Origin of the sequence: Pseudoalteromonas ruthenica (assembly GCF_008808095.1) — a bacterium.
In the GTDB taxonomy this organism is placed as follows: Bacteria; Pseudomonadota; Gammaproteobacteria; order Enterobacterales; family Alteromonadaceae; genus Pseudoalteromonas; species Pseudoalteromonas ruthenica.
Genome location: NZ_CP023397.1, coordinates 160,921 through 183,175, shown reverse-complemented (window position 1 = coordinate 183,175; position 22,255 = coordinate 160,921). Strand labels below are relative to the sequence as shown.

Here is a 22,255-nt window from a genome sequence, read left to right as displayed (position 1 = left end):
ACTTAATGCAAAATCATAATCGGGTTGCACATTTAAAACTCAAACTCTAGCGCTAAACGAACGCTGTGGTCTTTACCGCCATGACCTACTTCGGTAATAAAGCCTGCCTCCCACTTTAGCTGTCGCTGCCCTGCAAACCGGTGCAAACCTATAAATCCAGGGCCGATGCCAATAAAATCCTCACCGCTATATAGCTCTATTGCAGGTTGAAATGCAGCACGCCAGCGATAACGATATTGGCCTCGAAACTCACTTTCCCATTCACTATCTATATCCGCGCCCCACTCATAAACCGCAAATGCATTCAGCGTTAAGCTGGTCGATCCAAATTCTTTTTCAAATAATAGCCCGGTGGTAAATTCATAGGCATTTTGACGATGGCTTTTTTCTACTTCAAACAGAGCTCCAAGATCAGCCCAATAACGACCTTGCTCCACAACTTGCCAGCGCAATTCAGTTTCATAAGCAGCAAGACCAAAATCACCATTGTCATCGCGCTCACCCACCGCATAAAGCTCCACACTGAGAGTTTCGCTAATAGCGCCGCCGCCACCAATGCGCTGCGCCAGTACATTCCCAGCGTCACTTTGATGCGAAACTAAACGCCATTCGAGTTCTTTTTCATAGGGTAAAACATAAGGATGATACACCTTATCAACCACCATACCATCAGCCCAACAGGGCAAGCTGAGGAACAACAATAAGCCACTAAGGTAACGCATGATTTCTCCTTCGTTGCCAATAGGCGGCAAGTAGCAAAAGAGCTCCAGCGCCAAGATAAACACACACAGACAATATGGATGGCATCGCCTCGTACCCAATTAGAATCTTTAAAAGTCGCCCTATTGGGCTATGCTCATCAAGCCACTGACGACCATCAAACAGTGGTTGTGGCAAGGTGATCAGCCCAGCGCCAGCGGCGATATCTAGCGAAGTAATAAACTGACCACTGACATGCAAAGCAAAAAGCGCAACACAGAGCCAACCATTTAGCCATTGTGCCAGCCAGGCTAGTAAAAACACGAGCAACACCGCCATACTGAGCACAATGCCCACCCCTAAGCCAATCCCCAGCAACACACTGGTATTGAGTTGCAGCTGCATTAGCCAAGGCACATAGTGGCTTAAATACAAACAGGTAGCACAGGCAAACAGCGCCAGCGTTGACATGAAATTACGAAAAAAAGCCAGCCCGCCAGCACTTAGGGTCAGCAACACAATCAACAATATTTGTGAGTATTCAAAGCCTAAATAGTTAAACCCTTGACTCAATTGCTCAAGTGCAGCGATATAAGCCAAGGCGGGCACAGTGACGAAAAAAGCAAGCGCCCCCCACTGTTTGCCTTGTATTTTTTCATCAACAAAGTAAATTGCAAAAACACCGATAATAGCAAGCGGCAACAGCTGGTTAATGGTCACGATGACACTATTGATCATTGTCCCTCCTGAGGCGCTTTGACGATAACGACTCCCCTAGCTGTATCCGGTGAGAATTCACCAAAAAAAGCATATTCGCCTGGTGCTAATGGGCCAATGAAAATAACGTTCACACGTCCAGGAAAGAGAACTTTTTCACGATTTAAATCAAAGCTGTCAAATTCCTCCGGGGTGGCATCGTGATTGCTGACCAATAACCGTACTTTCTCCCCCGCCGGAATTTCTAGGCGTGAAGGATAAAATAAATGGTTTTTTAGGGTTAGATGAAACTCTTTGAGCTCGGCCTTAGCGGGTAAGCTCAATAGCAACATAATCCAAATCAGTCGCTGCATAAGGTATCTCGCTGCCTAGCCAAAGTGACCTGCACCTGCAGACCGCCCCAGGGGCTGCTCATCAATGCCAGCCTACCTTGGTATAGTCCGACAACATGCTGCACGATAGCCAACCCTAACCCTGCTCCGGGTATATGGCTTGGGTGACTATCCCCACCGACACGGAAAAAGCGGTCAAAAATACGCTCTCGAAGATCAGTAGCAATGCCTGGGCCTGAATCGCTGACACTCAGTATCACCTCGGCGTCGAGGTCTTGCAGCTCTATCACCACTTTACCCCCTTCAGGTGTGTACTTCACGGCGTTACTAATAATGTTTTTTATCATCACTGAAAGGGTAAAGGTTTCACCCTGAATGTCACGGCACTCTCCATTTAAACTGATATCTAGCTGTTTCTTTTCAATTTGCGGATACAGCTCGGCAATACAGGCTTGACATAACTGTGCCAAGGATTGCGGCCCGAGCTTATCCTGCCACTGATGGGAAGAGGTGCGCCCCAACGCGAGCATTTGTTCAACTAAATGGTTTAGCCGCTCTACACTCTCCACGAGCGCCTGCGCATCATCGTCATCATAGCGCTGCTGTAAGTTATGTAAGTTAATTTTCATTGCACTTAGCGGTGTGCGCAGTTCATGTGCGGCATCACTGGCAAAATAACGTTCTCGCAAATACGCTTGCTCGGTGCGATGCAAAAGCTCATTGAGAGTTTGCACAACCGGCTTAATTTCCGACTCATTGGGTTGCATCTGCAACAAGGTAAAATCGTGAGCGGCCCGCCCTTTCAACTCCTGTGACAACTGCGATAAAGGCCGCAGTGCACGCTTCACTACGATACTAATTAACAGCGCCAGCAGGGCCATACCCCACAACATAGGCACCACCATAGCCATAATCAGCTGTTCACTGAGCGCAAAACGCTCAGCGATGGGCTCAGCAACGGCAACACATTGTTGGTTTTGACAATACGTTGCCACACGCAGGCGTTGTCCTTGTGCATTGAGGGTACTCATGCCTGATTGCTCGGGCTGCGTCAGCCAAGTTGTCGAGCCAGCGACAATATCGCCCTGATGCCAACGCTGCCAAATGACATTAGGTAAACTTTGTGGTGCTATCTCGCCACTGTGAAAAAGAACCTCCGCTTGGGTATGCAAATGTGAATCAAATAACGTCTCGGCGCGGGCTAAACTGCGTTGGTAGCCCTCAACTAGAGCCAAAAATAAGGTCAAAACCATCACTGATATCAATAACAACAAAAGTTTCGTACGAATACTCATCATCGCTGCGCTTATCGAGGCTCACACGCGAGGACGTAACCAATGCCTCGCAATGTTTTGATCATGTTAGCTGGCAGCTTTTTACGCAAATGGTGAATATGGACCTCAATGGCATTTGAGCCGAGCTCTTCGCCCCACTGATATAGCTTTTGCTCTAGCTGCTCCTTTGACAACACTCGACCTTGGTTTTCCATCAATGCTTTAAGCAACATATACTCCTTACGCGGCAAGGATAGCGGCTGCTCGTCGACCCAGGCTTGATGCGCAGCTAAATCTAGACGCAGTGCAGCACAACGCAGTAAACTAGAGGTGACGCCACTGATACGCCGCGACAACACCCGCAGTCGAGCAAGCAGCTCATCCACTTCAAAGGGTTTCACAAGGTAATCATCAGCACCTAAATCAAGGCCTTTAATCTTGTCATCCAAGCTGTCTCTTGCCGTTAAGATAAGCACCGGCAGCGGCTTTTTGCGTCCTTTAATTTGGCTCATCAAGGTGAGTCCATCACCGTCGGGTAAGCCTAAATCTAGAATCACCATGTCAATGTCGTCGCTGGCGATATATGCGCGAGCTGACGCAAGATCTGATACCGACTCCATCGCGTAGCCCTCATTGCTTAATGTTCGCGTCAGCCCTTGATTCAAGAGCGCATCGTCTTCAACTAACAACAGCCGCAACCCAACTCTCCCCTACTAACGGCGTAATTTACGCTCAACTTTAGCTAATAAAGTGCTAATTTCCTGCTGCCGATACTTATCTGCAAGCGGGCGAGCCAAGCGAGGTGGTGCGGCTTGGGCCTTAAGCAGATAGGTTTTCGCTTCTTTATATTCTCTTTCATCATAGAGGAACTGAGCATAAAAGTAATTAACGTCAATGCCTTCAGGGTTGATTTGCAGCGACTTCTGTAGCAGTTCTTTGGCTTTATCATCGTCACCGAAACCAATAGGCCAACCCGGCACTTGCGCATACAAGGTCCCCAGGCTGGTGTAAGCAGAGCCTTGTAAAGCACTGCCATCTAAACGGATAGCGTGCTCCAACTCTTGCTTCGCTTGCTTTGCCAAACCCAAGGCACCTAGCCCCCCTTTCGCACCAGCAAAACTGGAATAAATAATCCCTGCCCAGATATGACCCTCTGCATCTTGTGGAAACTTGTGGGTGTAATCTTTGGCAGCCCCCATCAGCGCTTCAAAAGCCTGCTCTTGGTTATCATCTTGTAGCTCATAATTAACGTGTGCCCATTGGCTCATCAGCTCAGCGACACTGATAGGTGGTTCATCTGCGTAGGCTAGGGGGTGGCACAGAGCCACAGTGAAGATCAAAGATAAAAATGATGTTTTCATAGCTCACCTCATTAACTTTTTAATGACAGGAAGTTGCTTGGCTAGCGCGTTATCAACCAAGGTTGGCCATAGTGCATTCACCTTGGCGAAGAATGATTCTTTCTTGCCAACACTACGCTGGCGCTCTGTTGAGTCGAGTAGACGCATAAATTCATCGGCTACATAATCAGGGGTATCCATAGCGTTACCAAGCGCCGTGTTAAGCGCCACCACTTTGTCGCTGTTGATCGCCGTGTGTGTTGCTCGTGGAGCGAAGTATTTGACGGTAATCGCGCTGTCGCTGAGCTCTCTAGCTAATGCTTCGCTAAAACCACGTAATGCAAATTTGCTCGCACAGTAATGGCTTTGCAGTGGGTAACCGATGGCACCAAATGACGAACCAACATTAATAATAGTGCCCCGAGCCTGGCTCAAAGCCGCCAATAACCCTTGGCTCAGCAGCATTGGCGCACGAATATTGACGCTCAACACATTATCGATTTGTGTAGTCGAGAGCGTTTGTAGGGGCTGCATACTGTTGACACCGGCATTGTTAATGAGCAAGTCACAGCGACCAATCCCACTCAGTAAATCAATAACATGGTTAATATCATTGGTCATTGCCAAATCGACACTGAGCCCGATATGGTGACCACATTGAGGACTTGGCAACTCGCTTATTAAAGAATCAAGCAGCTGTTGCTGGCGCCCAAGCAGCACCAAACGATAGTGACGTTGCGCTAAGCGTTTGGCGATGGCTTGGCCGATGCCGCCAGTGGCTCCGCTGAGTACGGCGATAGCTTGGCTCATGCGCTCACCTGCTGGCCACGGATTTTGGCAAGACCGTGCTCTGCACTCAAAGAGTGAAAGATATTCCCATAAAGGTGGTAAAAGCGCTGCGCCGCATGGATGATCGCATGTTGATCATCTGCATCGGTAATACGATTCATAAGCCCCTGAAAAAACTTCACATGTTCTAGGTCTAAGGCGCCATGGGAGGTGAGATAAGTAAACGCCTTTTGTGGCAGCGCCAATGACGTTTTTATTTCGCTTGCAGCAGAGTCTGCAAGTGCTATCGAGGTTCCCTCCAATACATGCACCATGCCAAAAAATCCAAGCGGATTGTTTCGCGCTATGGTGTCGTAGGCATAACTCACCATCAGCTCTGTCGCCATAGCCGGCTTACTAGCCCGGGCTTGCTCTTTATCAAAGCCGCAAGCAGCAATATCATTGAGTATCCATTCTTGATGCCCCAATTCTTCCTCAATGTATTCGGCGAGCGCGTCTCGTAGCCACTCCTTGTGTTCAGGGACGCGTGCACCACAGGCCATAAGTAACGGCACGGTGTGCTTTACGTGATGATAAGCTTGGGTCAAAAAGGCGACGTACTGATCTAAGCTCACCTTACCGGCCAATGCTTCACTAATAATCGGCGCTGACAATAAATATTGACGTTGTGCCTCGGTTTTCGCCACTAGCTGTTCAAAGAAGGTCATTTTGGGTTGCTCCTGGTATAAATCATTTAAAATATCGCTGAATGCGTGCGCGATGGCGGCGCGTTTTGGCCGATGGTTAGCACTTAGGTGTCCAGCGTCCACCGATAAAGGAGTTGCAAGGCGGTGGTAACGCATGATTTGCGCATAACTTGGCAGTGCTTTATTGACACGCGCTAGTGCGCTGTTTAATTGCTGGTCGGATACATTTTCAGGCGCCCACAACAACGCCACAAGGTGCGCTTGAGCCTCGCCAAAGACCACAGCCTGAGTAACTGCAGTTTGGTTTAACAGTTCAGACTCCGGCCACTCTGGGGAAACATTGCGGCCATTCGCTAAAATAAGGCGGTTACTTTTTCGACCGACAATAAATAACTCACCCTTTTCCACGCGCACGAGATCGCCAGTTCGATAGTGTTGCTCGGTAGGGTGTGGCTCGCCGAGATATCCCAAAAAATGAGGTGCGACAAGACATAACTCGTCATCTTCAATATGATATTCAACATGTTCTAGAGGCCGGCCGACACTGTGTAAGTTATTGCTGCCCTTCGTTGCAAGGCTCACCACCGACCCGGCCTCAGAAAGGCCATATCCCTGATAAACAGGCAGACCCAATTGCCTTGCGCGTGCGATGAGTTTGGCACTGACTTTGGCCCCACCCACAGCGATAAACTGCAATGACGTAGGCACTTGCCAGCCATTCTCTGCCCCTTGCACTAACCCCTTAAGCAACTCTGGAACAAGGATCAACGAGTGTGGTGCAAAGGTGCTGATATAGGTCAACAGCCGCTGTGGTTGTACAAGCTCGATACCATCGAATCCAAGTGTTCTTAAACTTGGCGCATGCACTTGCCCTCCCATCAGTAAGGGCGCATACATACCTGCCACATTTTCAAGCAATACCGCGAGGGGAAGTAAACACAAATGTTTCGCCCGACTCAGGGCCGTGCGTTGCACGAGCGAATTGGCAACTTGAATGAGCTGTTTGTTGCTCAAACACACCCCTTTTGGGTTGCCAGTAGAGCCCGATGTAAAAGTGATCTTCTGGGTGTTCTTAGGAAAGGCCTGAGCTTGCTGCTTATACTCAAGCTTTGTCAGTCGCAATTCAGTGCCTGCCACCCACAGTGATTGACCTTGATGACAAGAATCGCTGAGCACATAATCTGGCTGAGCAGTACCTAGGGCATGCTGGCGCTGTTGTGGGGTAAAAAACGCAGGGAGCGGCAACGCGACAATACCTGCTTGCTGCATGGCCAAATCCAATACCATCCACGGTACGCCATTATCTAGCTCTAATGCGATACATCGCGCTGACATTTTGCTTAGCTGCTGTGCTAGCTGGTATACCGCAAGCTCGAGCTGTTTAGCTGTTAAGCTGGTATGCTCGTCACTAATGTGGCTGCCTGGTGGCAACGGCCATAACTTGTGATTCATAGCATTTTCCCCTGCCAAGCTAGGGTACTCACTTCCTCACTTAGGCTGTTGGCCAGTGTTTGTAACTTAGGCGTGTTATCTATGTACTTACACACAGAATCTATATCGACGCGACATACTTGAGGGCGGTTAAAGTAATAACTTCCCCAACATCGCCCCTGATCGCTTAAACATTCGGGTTGAGCGTCGCACACAACCTCAAACGGTGCCCCGATCCGCGATAGTAAAGCGCGTATGTGGGCCGTGGCGCAAAAAAGTAGGCTTTTTTTATGTGCTTGTTTCAACGCCTTAGCAAGGATCACAAAGTGAGATAATGTAGTCTCGCTGTGTGTCGACACTAAGTTACCCATTTCTACACATTGCTGCGGCGCTATCTGCCACTGCTTAAGATATGACGACAAAGGCCGAGGCAGATAGTTCTCTATAAACAAGAGCTCATTGGCACTGCGTAGGCCGAAACAACAATAGCGCTCTTTGGTAGTCACCAAACAAACCAATAACGGCATAAATTGGTTGATATCCGCATCATAGTGCTTGGCAAAACCTTGACGGATCCGCGTACATAACACCTTATACTGATGGTGCTCTAACGTGGCCGTAAAATACCCGGTAGACAGAGGTCTGTTTGACGTATCCAGCGACTCTGGCGCATGCCGCTGTTGGTGATTTAACGCTATCGACTCCATAACCTATCTCGTTTTACTTATGCTATGGAATCAAGTTAGTGAGCCAACCTTAAGTAAACCTTAAGTGTGCTTAAAAATATAAAAAGGCCATGATTATGGCCTTTTTGGTGGGCGTATTATTGGCAGGCGGGATCAGAGCCGATTCGGCGCCACACACCCCATGGACCTGATTCTGAGGGGACATCTCCTTGTGTCCACCAGCGTGCCTGATAGCGATAGCCATTGTACGTGACCTGATCACGACGATAGTAAATGGTATTAGCGTCCCAATTACCTTTACAGACGCTGCCGCCATCCACTGCGTTAGCCGAAATTGCCGCGCTGTATTGGCGTGGACTCTGCTCGACACTGAAATCAAGCGTCACACCCAAACTCCCAGCAGCTGAGGCACCAAATTCAACACCAACGCTACAACTTTGATTCGCTGGCAGTGTTGCAGCGCTGCAGCTATCTTGCGCTTTGACAACCGTTGATGCCACACCAGCGCTTGATAGGCTCACGGTGTTGAAAGTGACGGCGCTGCTGCCTGTGTTGGTAATGGTGAAGGTGTGCTGTTGCGTCTCTCCCAAGGTGAAATTACCCAATGATTCGTTTTCTGTATACGATAAAAACACTGTCGGTGAGCCTGAGCCACCGGTTATCCCATCAATCCAACTGCGTAAGTCAGCGACATCAGCGTACACCCCGTAGTTGTTTGGTCTGGCGCACCCGATCCCCCAACTTACGATACCAAGCTGCACCCTTTGCCCACCGGAATTAATAACAATAGGGCCACCGCTGTCACCCTGACAGGCATCTTTTTGTCCTTGCGAATAACCAGCACAAAACTGGGTTGCGCCGACATTGTTATAAGAGCCCCCGGATTGGCGACACACACTATCGGACACCAGCGGTACATCTACTTCATATAAGGTACTCGGTGACGAGCCACCTTCACTTAAGCGCCCTAAACCTGCAACGGTGAGTAAATCACCATTATTAGCGTACTGACCTATCGACCCCTGTGCCATGGTTACCGCCTGACCTTGATTTGGAAGACGCGCCAGCTTTAATAGCGCCACATCGTATCCCGTTGACACTGAGGCGAAGTTAGGATGTACGTATACTTGCGACACGCCAATACGATCGCCATCACTGCCGCCGCTGCTAAACCCCGCTACTTTTACATTCAACGAGGAAGCTGAGCTGCCATCAACACAGTGCGCTGCCGTTAATACATAGCCATCTCCGATGTAGCTCGCGCCACAAAAGGGAGAGCTACCATAACGTGATAATAGCTGAGTGAAAAAGGGCCAATCTGCGGTGTTAGCAGGATTGCCGCCGACAATAAGAGGGCTCACTTGTCCCGGCCCATCGAGGTGTTGTTGAGCATGCGCTGCTGCACTAGTAAGCATAACTACGGTCACCCCAGCGCAGGCCAGAGCTCGTTGAACGGGGTTGAGGGTTGTTGTTTTCATTACCTTGGTCTCCTTGTTAGTTTCAAGTATCAATATAGGTACGAAAACAACAATGTAAATTTTTTGTTATTGAATATTATTCAAGCGTATCACTCCTGTTGTTCACGCTGCATTTAAATTTCATGTAATTATTATGTTATATCAAAACTTTGCGTCATTCTTTTATTTGCCTAACAAGCCTTTACTACACGCGTGCGTATCTAAAAATTTACACTTAGCGCAGCTTAGACCAGTCCCATGAGTTGGGAAAATAGGCTGAAGTTCTATGCGAATAAGCAAAAAAAAGCCACCGGGAGGTGGCCTTATAAGTGCTAATCGCGCCCTTATTTTTGTCGCCGTAGCCCTAGCATAGCGAGCAGCAATAATGCCCAACCACCCATGGAGCCACTGCCACCTTCATCACTGGCTGAGGGCGTGGGCTGAGGCTCGGGTTCAGGAGCTGGCTCGGCGATGTTATTGACACTCACCTGCGCATCTTGCTGAGCAATCAGCTCGCCATCGCTCACCGTCACGGTGAATTCCAAGGTTTGCTGCGCACTGACTTGTGGTGCATTAAAACTGACTGTGGCCGTGTTAGCTGCGCTGAGAGTCACGTCAGGTCCAGCAGTTTGTTGCCATTGATAGCTCAAGGTATCACCGTCAGCATCTTGCGCATCAGCGCTGATACTGACCTGCTCTCCCTCATCAACACTTTGAGCTGGTATCTGCGCAATAACAGGAGGACGATTATCACACCCTTCCACGTCGCCGGGTACAACCTGATAAAACACCTCAGAGCTGATCCCCGCAATACTGACATTGTCTATCCACCAACCGGTATCTTCTACGCTACCATCGGAGCTGATACGAAAACGCAATTGCACTTGCTCACCTGCCAGTTGCTGGCCAAAATCAATGGTTTCCATATTGCCAAACACGCTGTCGGTGCTATTGCGCCCAGTAAACACAGGACGCTGTTGCAGCGACTGAGCCGGGTTCTGGTTGAGTTGTCTATTATAGCCGACAGCGAACTGCCCTCCCGCCTCGGTGACATCTTGCCAACCTTGATCATTGATGTTCACTTCAACGACCGCGCCATCCCAAAACTCTTCTAGGGCATAGAAGTGCCAAAAAGAGACGCTAAAGTCTTGCTCTTCAGCAACCGTAAACGCTCGCGTAGTCAGAGCCACATCGGACTCAAAACTATTGTTGCGTAAAAATAAGCTTTGCTCGCCCAGCTGCACACCTCCTTGTTCAAAGGTGTCGATGATATCTGAATTATCAAAGCTTAATGTTTGCTCAGAACCCACCGTGTCTTTGAGCAAAGAAAGCGCTAAGTTCTCTTTACTCAGTGCCGCTAATTCCATGTCGTCACTTTGACTACCATCGGTGAGAGGCGCATCCGCAAAGGCAATATTTACTGTAAACGTCTGGGTGATAGGTTCGGGACGTTGCACGCTCTCGCCATCATCGGGGAAGCTAACTTGAAGCTGTAAAGGCGAGGCGATATCAGCACCATTTAAGCTCACATCGATGGGCGTGCTTTGAGCGCTGGCAAAGGGCTCAATGGACACCACTTCACTCTCACCGCCATTGCCTAGGGTTACATCTTGCGGCGATAGGACGCTAAATTGCACAGGAATGTTATTAAGCGTTTCACTTCCGGTGTTACTGATTTGCACCGTCAGCGTACCGGTTTCACCAATATCAAGGTAGCCATCGGCACTACAGAAGCTCACTCCTTCGGGGTCGAGCGTTATTTGCTCGACACTAAATGCTGACGCTTGTGTTTCATAGGACTCGACCACGCCATCTAAAGTAGTACTGAAACGCTCAGGCGATTGCGCACCCAGCCCCATCCCTCGGTTGGCAAAGGCATTCAGTGCGAGGCGATAGTCGTCGACGTCCTCTGCGGCAATGGCCGCTAATAAAGCATCTCGTGCTTCGGTGTAAAGCGGAGAGACCGGGGTCATTTTATACCCGGCAACGAGATAGCGCGCCATGCGTTGTTGGGCCTCACTAAAGCCATGTTCATTAATCAACGCCACGTAGCTATCCCACAGCACAGATGCCCATAGCTCACCCGGTGCATGAGGTGAGGCGACACTGGTAGGCGGTAAACCAACGTCGCCACCTGCACCTTCAGTGATATGCCTAAAGTTCAGTGGGTTGATATCTTGGTTCGGCGTATAAGGAACACGACGAATACCGAAGTAAAAATCCTCTACAAAGGTGCCGGTAGCATAAGGCTTGGTAAAGTCGCTATTACCCGCAATTTGCGCATCACTGGCTTTAGCAATAAACAGCAGTGAATGAAAATCTGCCCAGCCCTCGCCCATAGCACGGCCTTGGAAGTTACCCAGCCCGGAGCCGTTGCCAATCAAACGGTTACTGATGTAATGACCCCACTCATGAGCGATTATACCGTTATCAAAGGTGCCATCTTTGAGCGGGTTGGTATTAAACATTCGCACCGTGACCGAGCCCAACAGCATGGCATTATACAGCTGTTGGCCGTCATCGAAGCTGAGGCCCATATTGCCAATGGTGACGGTCGCGTCCTCACCGCCCATGGGGGCTGGGGTGCCATCATCGACATTGTTAGTAACAATAGCGCCTAATGCACCAGCATCTTGTGCGTTTTTAACCTTCACCGTGAAGTTACAACTGCCACGCTCGATAATAGCGATTTTATTCGCCAAGGTGCTGGGGTCGGCAGCGGACTCACATCCATCAAACACACTGCCTGAATCAACATCGTTGCCATCGTTAAAGCGCGCAAGCTCGCCTGTTATATCAAATTCTGAAGGGCCAAAGGCCGAGCGCTGTGATGAGCTCAAAGTGCCTATTCCCGTCGGCCCGATAACACCAAAATCCTGACCAACTTGGGCGTCTTTGGAGTTATACAAATACATTTGCATTCTTGGGCTGGCGCCATCTGCAGGGGTGGCCATATTAGCGTTATTCAAACCACTGTAATCTTGTGCCTGCGCCTCTATCGGGTCGCCAGCAGCGCCACCTCGACCATAATTATTTTGCTGAGCGACCCCGGCGGCCTCATCAAAGCCATAGTCGTAAAAAAAATCATGTAAAAAGTTATTCATGTAAAAGAGGTTCACCACCGCCGCTTTTACATTGCCTTCAGCAGTCGGAGCTAATTCGGGATCAATGGGATAGTCAAAAGTGAACGCCGAGGTCGTCTCGGCGGTGATATCGCCAGAGGTAAAACCTTGGGGAGCATTGATATCTGCATAAGCAAAAACGTTGTTACCCTCGGTGCGAGTGGCACTCTCGCTAAGCCATGGGTCTTGAGTTGAAATCGCCGAATAATAGGCAAGAGTAACCAGTGGTGCAGCTAGAATCGTGGTTTCGTCGGTTTGATTCGGTCCATCGGCGGGGATCACATCACCATGCGGCCCCTCTAGGGGATAGCCGCTTTGCATATCAGCGTAAACTCGGTAGTTATACTCCGTGGCATGACTGTGCAAATTGTTTTTAAACAGCACTTTACCGGTGTCACTGGCAATCACATAAGCAAAGTAATCACTCTCCAGTGAATCGCTGCGTTTGCGTTCCACTTCAACGTAATGGGCAGCTTTCAACTCATCGGCAAGTGGATAGAACACCGCCTTCACGCGCACATTGTCAAACTGCTGCTGGTCGCTGGCACTGCGCACTTCAAAATGGTTATATCCTTGACGAATACGGCGTGCATCGAGTTGTACCGGCACATCACTGAGCTCGGCGATAGCCCTAAGAGCTGCCTCCTGCTCAGACGAAAATGCGCCAAGGGCGGTAAAGTTCTGCGCGCTTTGCGGTACATCAGCAAAATATCCAGCGCCAGCAACGAGGCTACCTTGACGGTTGAGCATAACGCTGTAGCGGCGATTAAATACTTCAATACCTTGCACAAATTGCTGATAACGCGCCACGATAGCGCCAGTACTTATGTCGTGCCAGTCATTGAGGCGCACATCCACCTGAGATGATTTGAGCGCACTGATGCCGCTGAGCCGTTGCATATGTGTGTGTGCTCGGGTTTTTAAATCTGTGACTTGGGCAGTGACGGGTACCGTCTTAGCTTGACCCCACACGAAGGTGGCGCGCTCTAGGGTGTTATCAAAATGAGATTGATGGCCACTGGCCGTTGGTTGCTGTGCTAGCCTTCTTTGCGCCACTGCCAGCGGCGCTGCGGCCTTAACCACCGCTTGGTAATGGTCTTCGCCAGCCTGTTGTGGCGCGCCATGCAGCGTTAGCGGCATACTCAATAAAGCAGCGCTCAATGCAGTAGTAACTGCAACGCTTGATGCCGTTCGCGTTAATTTAAAAGAGTTACTGCGTTGTTGAGATTGAGCCATAAGTCACCTTGCGTTCGCGGTTAAATCGGAGCTACCTTAAAGGTAGACCATATTACTAATACACAGTCGGAGTAATAATGCGATCAATTTACCTCCTACTCAGCGCGCTATTGCTAACCAGTTGCATGCCTCAGGCGCCGACTTCTTCCACGGCACAAAAAACCACACCGGCTGTTTACACGCTAAACAACAACGGCGATAAGATTCGCTGGCAAACCCCTCGCTTGCAGGCTGGAAACAAGGTATTCAACGTATCGACAGGTGAATATGGCACGGTGGTAGGCGATATTGTTGTGACCAGCCAAGCATTACCCGCTGACATGCTGCGTGCTCGGTATAAAATAAACAGCCTCTCTGGGAATAATTATCGCTTAACCCCCATAAATAAAATTGATTTAGCCGCTGAGATGATGCAACTGCAACAAAACGAAGCCATCGACGTTGTTGAACTATTAGTGGATTATTCAAAACCAAGCCAAGCGGCTATCAAGTGATGAGAAGCATTCTGGTTGTGCTAGCACACTGAGCTCGGTTAAATAAAATGTATCTTTTGCAGGAACTTTTTAGGGTCTAAGCTATACTCTTTAGCATTTGTGGGAAGACTCGCTCTCGCGCTTATTGTGGACTGTTTTGTTAAGGATAATCATGAAACCCCTCATTTTTTTACTATTGCTTACTCCCATGCTGGTTCTCGCCAATGACGATGAAGTCCAAGATATGTCTGATCCCTTGGCAGTGTATACCCAAGCCGGTGTTGGCGTTACCGACAAAGGAGTCAATTTTAAAGTCGGCCAGTCTTACGATACTGGTAATGAACAAACCGCCGCAATGAATATCATCGAGGCTAAAGGCCTGTTAGGCGACACTCTAGGTTGGCGCTCTGATATGCGTACGTCACAGTCACTCGACTCATTTCGTTTTCGCAACTTCAATGTTACGCTCCCCAAAGGCCAAGCGAAGCAGCTCGATGTTAATTACAACTTTCGCGGCAGTTTGGTTGCTGATGAAAGCGCTGATATCTCTTACAGTTTTATTCAGACACTGCCTGCTCACGGAGCTCTTAGCTTCTACCCGCTCGCCGGGGTGGGTCTTTCTGTGGGTAAAGACCGAGTGCAAAGCGATGGCGGCATTGATGACGGCTACGCGCTTATGGGCAGTTATGGATTGTTAGGTATGTACTCTAAATGGGCTATCAGCGACAACATTTGGGTAAACTACAACCCTTTTTGGTTAACTACGCTAACCGGCTCCAGTCAATACAGAGATAACTACTATGGCGCCCAAGAAAGCACCCTACTCACCCATGAGTTCGCCCTCAGCTATCAGCTCACCCCGCGTATGAACCTGCGCTACTTTGCTAATTGGAATGAAAACACCGACTTTTTTGCTGGCGATCATCGCTTAGAGTTTAACTATCAGCTTTAGTAACAAATACTTAGTGCAAAAATGCTGTGCTTTACTGCGCAGCAAATAAACTGTTATAAACAAGTTAAATTATCAATGCAGTGAATGTAGCAATGGATTTGAGCAAATTAGGCAAATGGAGGATCGTTGGTATTGCCTTGGTGCTCTTTACTACACTCGCTTTTGCCGACCCTAAGCAGTGCGCCACCTGCCATCAACAACAGGTCATGGATTGGCAGCAATCAGATCATGCCAACGCGATGGCGCTAGCCAGCAAAGAGACCGCCTTAGGGGCATTCGATAACCGCACATTGGCGTTTCAAAACCAACAAGCGACCTTTAAGCAACGCAATGCGCAATTAATTATCTCCATGCCTGACTTACAAGGGCGAACGCGTGATATTGAGGTGACTCACACCTTCGGTCACTTCCCTTTACAACAATACATGTTTGCGTCAGACAATGGCCAACTACAGTTTTTTCCATTCGCTTGGGATAGTCGCCCAAAGGCACAAGGAGGCCAGCGTTGGTTTGTTCTTCACCCTGAACAGCAGCCCCACGACGAATTCCATTACAGCCAAAAAGGGCAAAACTGGAATCATATGTGCGCTGATTGCCACTCCAGTGATTTTGAGAAACGTTATTTAGCAAAACAGCAACAATTCGACTCGCGTTACAGCGCTATTAATGTCGGCTGCGCGTCCTGTCATGGCGATAGTCAGGCGCACTTGGCATGGGCAAAGGGCGACAAAACCATTAACGATAAAGGCTATGAACACACTATCGGTGTAAAAACGCCGCTGTTTGAGCGCCAGACGGATGGCAGTATGAAAGCGGCCAGTCCACTGCGTCCCAGCTCTCAAGTTGCAGTGTGTGCCACTTGCCATGCACGACGCTCGCAAGTAGCCGACCGCCAAGGTCCGCATAGTTTTATGGACAGTTTTCAACCAGCGCTGCTGGAACCTGAGCTGTACCATGTTGATGGTCAGATATGGGATGAGAACTATGTTTGGGGCTCATTTGTGCAAAGTAAAATGCACCAAGCGGGTGTCACGTGTGCGAACTGTCATAACCCGCACAGTGGCAAATTAACTCTGCCAGGGAATCAAACCTGTACCCAGTGCCATACTGCTGAAGTCTTTGATACCGCCAAACACCATGGCCACAAACACGACGGTGAGGGCAGTCAGTGTGTCGATTGCCACATGCCAGCAACTACTTTTATGCAGGTGGATGCACGTCGCGATCACAGTTTTCGCGTACCACGTCCCGATTTAACGGCGAAAACACAGGCTCCCAACGCCTGTAACGGTTGCCATCAAGATAAAACGCCGCAATGGGCAACGTCGCACATAAAGCGCTGGCACCCGAACTCAAATTACTTGGGCACGCCGCACTTCTCCGAGGCCTTTTATGCTGCAGACAATGACTTGCCGAGTGCATCCGCCATGCTGACAAAAATAGCGCAGGATAAGAGTTACCCAAATATCGTCCGCGCTTCAGCATTGGCTCGCATGGCAGATCAGCCAGATAGAAATGCCGTGGTCGCAATTGTTCGCGCGGTGCGGGACGACGAGCCTTTAAAACGCCAAGGAGCCATAGCCGGTGCGCGCAACTTTGCCATTGCCGAGCGTTATCGTATGCTACAGCCTTTGCTCACAGATCCTCGCCTGCCCATTCGCGCGGAAGCAGGGCGAGCCTTAGCTGAAATGCTCACAGCTCGCTTTGCGACTCAATTAAGTGATAAGCAGCGCCTTGAGCTTGAAGATGCACTAAAGGACTACCGTCAAATGCAGCATTATCAAGCTGAGCGCGGCTACAGTCATACTAATCTTGGAAACTTGGCACGCTCACTAGGCGAGCATCAGCAGGCTGAGCAACATTACTTAGCTGCCATCGCAGTGGAACCCATTTTTATTCCGGCTTATGTCAATCTGGCCGACCTTTACCGTGCGCTATCGCAAGAGCGAAAGGCCCGTACTACGATTGAGCAAGGGCTAAGCGTTAATAAAAATGCTCCCGCATTGCACTACGCTTTGGCCATGAGCTTAGTGCGCTCAGGACAAAAACAGCAAGCACTCTCCCATTTAGCGCGCGCAGCACAAAGTAACAATGGTGATTATGTGTATACCTATGCGCTACTTCTGCAAGATAGAGGGCAGCACCAAGAGGCGCTTGTGCAACTAAACAACGCATTTGCACTTACACCAGCCAACCCTGATATCAGCTATAGCTTGATGCAATTGCATGCACAGCAAAAGCAGTATCGCCAAGCCTATCGCTATGCCCAGCAACTACAGCAATTGCTGCCAGATAACCCACAGATAGCGGCCATGGTCGAGAAGCTCGCGATGATGCAGCAATTGCAAAACCAGTAACAGCGCAACCAGAGTGAGCAACCTCACTCTGGTTACACGCGCTTAACGGTTATGCGATGCCGATTTCGCCTTTTTAATTGCCTCATTAATATTTAGTGAAGCTGCTTCTTGGCGCGGCGGGAATTTTTCAAAGCTCTTAATGTGTTTGGTCAACAGGGCAATGGCTGGTTGGAATACCCAGCTTTTTTTCATGATTTGGTGAAAGCCTGTCACGCCATCATAATGCTCCATTGGGTCTTTGCGCAGATTAAACAACTTCGGCATGGTATGAGTTACTAAATCTTCGTAGTAGCGGCCACCGGGTTTTGAAGCAAAGTGCATTTTCCATGGGCCAACGCGAATAGCTGTTAGTTGTGATTCATAGTAATAAAAGAAATGATTGCGCGCAGACTCATTAGCCTTACCACGCCAATAATCCAGATTGTTCTCACCGTCGATATAAACATCGAACTCTTTTTCCATCTCGGTACGTAAATCATCCTCACCGACGGCTGCGGCTAAGGTCGGGAACACGTCCTCATGCGAAGAAATACCATTGAGTTTTAAACCAGCGGGAATTTCCTTGGGCCATCGCACTAAAAATGTCACGCGCACTCCCCCCTCCCAGGTTGTCATTTTTTCACCCCTGAACTTGGTGGTGCCAGCATCCGGCCAAGAACTCTGTTCAGGGCCATTGTCGGTGGTATAAATAACAATCGTATTATCAGCGACTTTCAACTCATCCAGCTTATCCAATAACTGACCAACATGGCCATCATGCTCCAATAAGCCACTGCCAAATACGTCTTCTTCGGAGCTAATATGAGTTGCTAAATGGCGGCTTTCAGGTTTGAGGTGAGTGTAGACATGCATACGACTAGGGGCATGCCAAATAAAAAACGGTTTATCGGCGGCCACCGCTCGCTCCATAAAATCCAATGATTTGGCTAACACTTCCTCATCAAAGGTTTCCATACGCTTACGCGTCAACGGGCCGGTATCGACAATACGACCATCGGCAAACGCCTCAATCACCCCGCGCGGTCCAAACTTGTTCTTAAACTCTTTGCTTTTTGGGTAATCCTCTTGTTCAGGCTCTTCCGACACATTGAGGTGATAGAGGTTGCCGTAAAACTCATCAAAGCCATGACGAGTGGGTAAGTGCTCGTCCAAATCACCTAAGTGATTCTTACCATACTGCGCGGTCATATAGCCGCGCTGTTTTAGAAACTCTGCCAAAGTTGGGTCGGCCTCTTTGATCCCTAATGGATTTCCTGGCTGACCAACTGTTGTTAAGCCTGTGCGTACTGGCAGTTGCCCCATTAAAAAGGCAGCTCGTCCAGCGGTACAACTGGGCTGGGCATAATGGTCGGTAAATAGCGCCCCTTCGTTGGCAATACGGTCAATATTTGGGGTGTTATAGGTCATTCCATGGGAATACGCACTTAATGAAACTTGCGCCACATCATCCACCATAATGGCAAGCACATTGGGATCATCCTGTGCACTTAAGGTGAAAGTACTTAGCGCTAACACAGCCGCCCCTAGGTATTTTTTCATGATGTTTCCTTACTAACATTTGTACGATTTATTTAATTGCAAATAAAATATAGCAGAACAGGGACAAGCTGCTGGGTGAGCACCGTAATTGAGTAAAGTTTCCAACAATAAGTTGATCTGAGCCCATATAGACCGAGCAAAGCTGCTGTTATTAAGTGCGCACATCATCGCTAGGCGATTGTTTTTCATACGCTAACCGTGTAGCCTAAAAAAATAATTAAGTATTTGGAGCGTCATTGTGACATTTACGCCGCCCTAGGCTTTTTCCTTCCTTTTGTGCACTACACTTAGTGCCGCAACCTTTATTGTGTGCGCAGTATGCGAACACACTCAATAACACAATCATTGTCCATTGAGGCAACGAATAGTTCGTGCCATGTTATCGAGGCTGTGACGCGTAGCTTTTCAGCGTTTGTAGCTTACCCAAGGGCGCCAACTAGTAACGCGTTAGGTTATCTCTATGTTTGAACACGTAAGACAAGACTGGTTTTCTAATATTCGCGGCGATGTGCTTGCTGGAATCGTAGTGGCGCTTGCACTGGTGCCCGAAGCCATTGCTTTTTCCATTATCGCCGGGGTCGACCCTAAGGTGGGGTTATACGCCTCTTTCTGTATCGCCGTGGTAATCGCCTTTGTTGGTGGTCGTCCGGGGATGATTTCGGCGGCCACCGGTGCCATGGCGCTGCTGATGGTCACACTCGTTAAAGAGCACGGCTTAGAGTATTTACTGGCCGCGACCCTACTCACTGGGGTGCTGCAAATCATTGCTGGCGCACTGCGCCTCGGTGAGCTAATGCGGTTCGTTTCTCGTTCGGTGGTCACCGGCTTCGTCAACGCCTTGGCAATATTGATATTTATGGCACAACTGCCGGAGCTCACTAATGTCACCTGGCATGTGTATGCCATGACCGCTGCCGGCTTGGCTATTATCTATTTATTCCCTTATGTTCCCGTGGTCGGCAAAGTGATCCCCTCGCCACTGGTATGCATCGTATCGATGACCATTGTTGCCATGGTCATGGGCTTAGATATTCGCACTGTCGGCGATATGGGTGAGCTGCCAGACACCCTCCCGGTATTTTTGTGGCCGGATGTGCCTTTGAACCTTGAAACCCTTAGCATTATCTTCCCCTACTCTGTCGGTCTTGCCGTGGTGGGCTTACTGGAATCGATGATGACCGCCACTATCGTCGACGATTTGACCGATACCCCAAGCGATCGTAACCGCGAATGTAAAGGCCAAGGTATCGCCAATATTGGTGCTGGCTTGTTCGGCGGTATGGCCGGGTGTGCCATGATTGGGCAATCTATTATCAATGTTAAATCCGGCGGTCGTGGTCGGCTTTCTACTTTTGTTGCTGGCAGCTTTTTATTGATCATGGTGGTGTTTCTCGATCAATGGCTAAAACAAATCCCCATGGCGGCGTTGGTGGCAGTGATGATAATGGTGTCGATTGGTACTTTCTCGTGGTCGTCTATTCGCGACTTACGCACCCACCCATTATCGACTAATGTGGTGATGATCAGCACCGTTATCGTGGTCGTTGCCACCCATAACCTCGCCTTGGGTGTGCTCGTTGGGGTGTTACTCGCCACGCTATTTTTCGCCAATCGCATTGGTCGTTTTATGGCGGTTACAACCAGTCATAATGAACAGCAGCACAGCGTTACCTACACCGTCAAAGGGCAAGTCTTTTTTGCCTCGGCAGAGCAATTTATTGCTGCTTTTGACTTTAAAGAAGCGGCCCCCAAAGTGATTATTGATTTAACTCATGCTCACTTTTGGGATGTGACAGCCGTGGCTGCGTTAGATAAGGTAGTCATAAAATATCGCCGTGAAGGCGCAGAGGTCAGTGTTATCGGAATGAACGAAGCCACCGAAACCGTAGTAGACAAATTTGGCGTTCACAACGATCCCAAAGAAGTGGATAAGCTCATGGGCGGACATTAGGAGCATACTATGAAGAAAATAATTACCTGCGTGGATGGCTCAGCAATCACCCAAGCGGTCACTGACGCCGCTATATGGTCAGCAAATAAACTGCAACACCCGCTGTGTTTTTTACACACCATTGAGCGCCAACAGCAACACGGCGCGGACGACCTTAGCGGTGCTATTGGTCTCGGAGCCCGCTCATCGTTACTCAATGAGATGACAGAGCTCGATGAAAAGCGCGGCAAAATGGCGTTGGAGTTGGGGCAGCAGCTACTCGAAGATTTGGCCACACAAGCCAAACAGGCTAACGTTGAGCAAGTAGAAACGCGCCAACGCCATGGCGATGTGGTCGAGGCCATTATTGACCTCAGTGACATGTCACGGTTAATCGTTATTGGCCGCTGTGGTGAAAACCATGAAAATAACTTCAAAGCATTGGGCTCACACATCGAGACTTTACTACGCCAGGCCAGCGCGCCAGTGCTATTGGTGCCAAAGCAGTTCTCAGCACCGAAGTCATTTATGATTGCCTATGATGGCCGCGCCACCGCCGACAAGGCACTGCAAAAGGTTATCGACGGGGGCCTTTTACATGGCATCCCCTGCCACTTGGTGGCGGTAAAAAATAAAGAACGTGACTTAGCACCAAAGCTAAAGCTAGCCACGCAACGTTTGCAAGAGCAAGGGTTTGATGTCAAAGCCGAGCTGCTTGAAGGCCCTATTTACGACTCGCTGATGGCCTATAAACAAGCCAATGATATCGAGTTGATGGTTATGGGCGCTTTCGCGCACTCGAAACTGCGGCAACTTTTTGTTGGTAGTAATACCCTACGGATGCTGGAAACTTTGGATATCCCGCTGGTGGTGTTACGTTAAACACACTTCAAGCCCGCTAGGCGCTTTGCGGCGCGGGCTTTGCCTTCAATATTTGCAAAGTAAGTGATTATTTACTTGCTTTTCACAATCAACTGCCTTATAGTGGCCGCTTGTTTGCATTATCTCACCAAGCAAACCCGACACCACAGTGTCATCGTGATGCCTTTCCTTGATCCAGTCAGTTCCATCGCCACAATACAAGCCTTAAAAGTCTGACCAGAGATTTATAAGCTCAATGCCTTTATCTGTTGCAAGTAAAAGCCAGAGCCTGCTCCGTGTGAATAACGCGGCCATTTCCAGACGATAATAAGGCTTATTTTTTGCGCCCGAGGCGCCCAAATAAAAGAGTTTTA

The 22,255-nt window shown here is 49.1% G+C and carries 17 protein-coding genes and 1 pseudogene; 5 read left to right on the top strand and 13 right to left on the bottom strand.

Annotated features, from left to right (window positions below):
* Positions 1-32: 32 nt before the first annotated feature.
* The 12 genes and pseudogenes from PRUTH_RS16150 to PRUTH_RS16100 all read right to left on the bottom strand — a co-directional run bounded on the left by PRUTH_RS16150 (position 33) and on the right by PRUTH_RS16100 (position 13,769).
* A complete protein-coding gene (locus PRUTH_RS16150; protein ID WP_045980132.1) occupies positions 33-722 on the bottom strand; it encodes a hypothetical protein in 690 nt (229 codons plus the stop codon).
* On the bottom strand, positions 709-1,437 hold the full coding sequence (locus PRUTH_RS16145; protein WP_151173873.1) for a hypothetical protein: 729 nt from the start codon (positions 1,435-1,437) through the stop codon (positions 709-711). Before PRUTH_RS16145 ends, PRUTH_RS16150 begins: the two co-directional genes overlap by 14 nt.
* Complete coding sequence (locus PRUTH_RS16140; RefSeq protein ID WP_022944785.1) at positions 1,434-1,769, bottom strand: cupredoxin domain-containing protein; 336 nt, start codon at positions 1,767-1,769, stop codon at positions 1,434-1,436. The genes PRUTH_RS16145 and PRUTH_RS16140 overlap by 4 nt, the downstream gene beginning before the upstream one ends.
* Positions 1,757-3,046 carry an ATP-binding protein gene (locus PRUTH_RS16135; protein WP_151173872.1) on the bottom strand — a complete coding sequence of 430 codons (1,290 nt, stop codon included), beginning with the start codon at positions 3,044-3,046 and terminating at the stop codon, positions 1,757-1,759. Before PRUTH_RS16135 ends, PRUTH_RS16140 begins: the two co-directional genes overlap by 13 nt.
* A gap of 8 nt (positions 3,047-3,054) precedes the next feature.
* On the bottom strand, positions 3,055-3,720 hold the full coding sequence (locus PRUTH_RS16130) for a response regulator (protein ID WP_151173871.1): 666 nt from the start codon (positions 3,718-3,720) through the stop codon (positions 3,055-3,057).
* A 15-nt stretch (positions 3,721-3,735) separates the two neighbouring features.
* Positions 3,736-4,383, bottom strand: a complete 648-nt coding sequence (locus PRUTH_RS16125; RefSeq protein WP_045980128.1) for a tetratricopeptide repeat protein — start codon at positions 4,381-4,383, stop codon at positions 3,736-3,738.
* 3 nt (positions 4,384-4,386) lie between these two features.
* Positions 4,387-5,172, bottom strand: a complete 786-nt coding sequence (locus PRUTH_RS16120; RefSeq protein ID WP_151173870.1) for an SDR family oxidoreductase — start codon at positions 5,170-5,172, stop codon at positions 4,387-4,389.
* Positions 5,169-5,858: an iron-containing redox enzyme family protein gene (locus PRUTH_RS19335; protein WP_257221107.1), complete on the bottom strand. Its 690-nt coding sequence runs from the start codon at positions 5,856-5,858 to the stop codon at positions 5,169-5,171. Before PRUTH_RS19335 ends, PRUTH_RS16120 begins: the two co-directional genes overlap by 4 nt.
* 21 nt (positions 5,859-5,879) lie before the next feature.
* Positions 5,880-7,289 (bottom strand): annotated as a pseudogene (locus tag PRUTH_RS19330) (AMP-binding protein); the annotation flags it as partial.
* Positions 7,286-7,975: a thermostable hemolysin gene (locus tag PRUTH_RS16110; RefSeq protein ID WP_151173868.1), complete on the bottom strand. Its 690-nt coding sequence runs from the start codon at positions 7,973-7,975 to the stop codon at positions 7,286-7,288. The pseudogene PRUTH_RS19330 and the gene PRUTH_RS16110, both read right to left, overlap by 4 nt.
* 116 nt (positions 7,976-8,091) lie before the next feature.
* Complete coding sequence (locus PRUTH_RS16105; protein ID WP_151173867.1) at positions 8,092-9,432, bottom strand: trypsin-like serine protease; 1,341 nt, start codon at positions 9,430-9,432, stop codon at positions 8,092-8,094.
* A gap of 323 nt (positions 9,433-9,755) precedes the next feature.
* The gene (locus PRUTH_RS16100; protein WP_151173866.1) at positions 9,756-13,769 is read right to left on the bottom strand and encodes a rhombosortase-dependent M36 family metallopeptidase; all 4,014 of its coding nucleotides are present in this window, start codon (positions 13,767-13,769) and stop codon (positions 9,756-9,758) included.
* 77 nt (positions 13,770-13,846) lie between these two features.
* Between PRUTH_RS16100 and PRUTH_RS16095 the strand changes: the two genes are divergently transcribed.
* From PRUTH_RS16095 to PRUTH_RS16085, 3 genes are all read left to right on the top strand, one after another.
* Positions 13,847-14,263: a hypothetical protein gene (locus tag PRUTH_RS16095; RefSeq protein ID WP_151173865.1), complete on the top strand. Its 417-nt coding sequence runs from the start codon at positions 13,847-13,849 to the stop codon at positions 14,261-14,263.
* A 151-nt stretch (positions 14,264-14,414) separates the two neighbouring features.
* Positions 14,415-15,194 carry a hypothetical protein gene (locus PRUTH_RS16090; protein ID WP_151173864.1) on the top strand — a complete coding sequence of 260 codons (780 nt, stop codon included), beginning with the start codon at positions 14,415-14,417 and terminating at the stop codon, positions 15,192-15,194.
* Positions 15,195-15,286: 92 nt separating this feature from the next.
* Entirely contained in the window at positions 15,287-17,551 is a 2,265-nt protein-coding gene (locus PRUTH_RS16085; RefSeq protein WP_151173863.1) for a tetratricopeptide repeat protein, read from the top strand.
* A gap of 42 nt (positions 17,552-17,593) precedes the next feature.
* On the opposite strand, the gene PRUTH_RS16080 is transcribed toward PRUTH_RS16085, so the two are convergent.
* A complete protein-coding gene (locus PRUTH_RS16080) occupies positions 17,594-19,090 on the bottom strand; it encodes an arylsulfatase (protein WP_151173862.1) in 1,497 nt (498 codons plus the stop codon).
* A gap of 460 nt (positions 19,091-19,550) precedes the next feature.
* On the opposite strand from PRUTH_RS16080, the gene PRUTH_RS16075 reads away from it, so the two are divergent.
* Together PRUTH_RS16075 and PRUTH_RS16070 are read left to right on the top strand one after the other, a co-directional pair.
* Entirely contained in the window at positions 19,551-21,041 is a 1,491-nt protein-coding gene (locus PRUTH_RS16075; protein ID WP_151173861.1) for a SulP family inorganic anion transporter, read from the top strand.
* 9 nt (positions 21,042-21,050) lie between these two features.
* A complete protein-coding gene (locus PRUTH_RS16070) occupies positions 21,051-21,902 on the top strand; it encodes a universal stress protein (RefSeq protein WP_151173860.1) in 852 nt (283 codons plus the stop codon).
* The last annotated feature ends 353 nt before the right edge of the window (positions 21,903-22,255 follow it).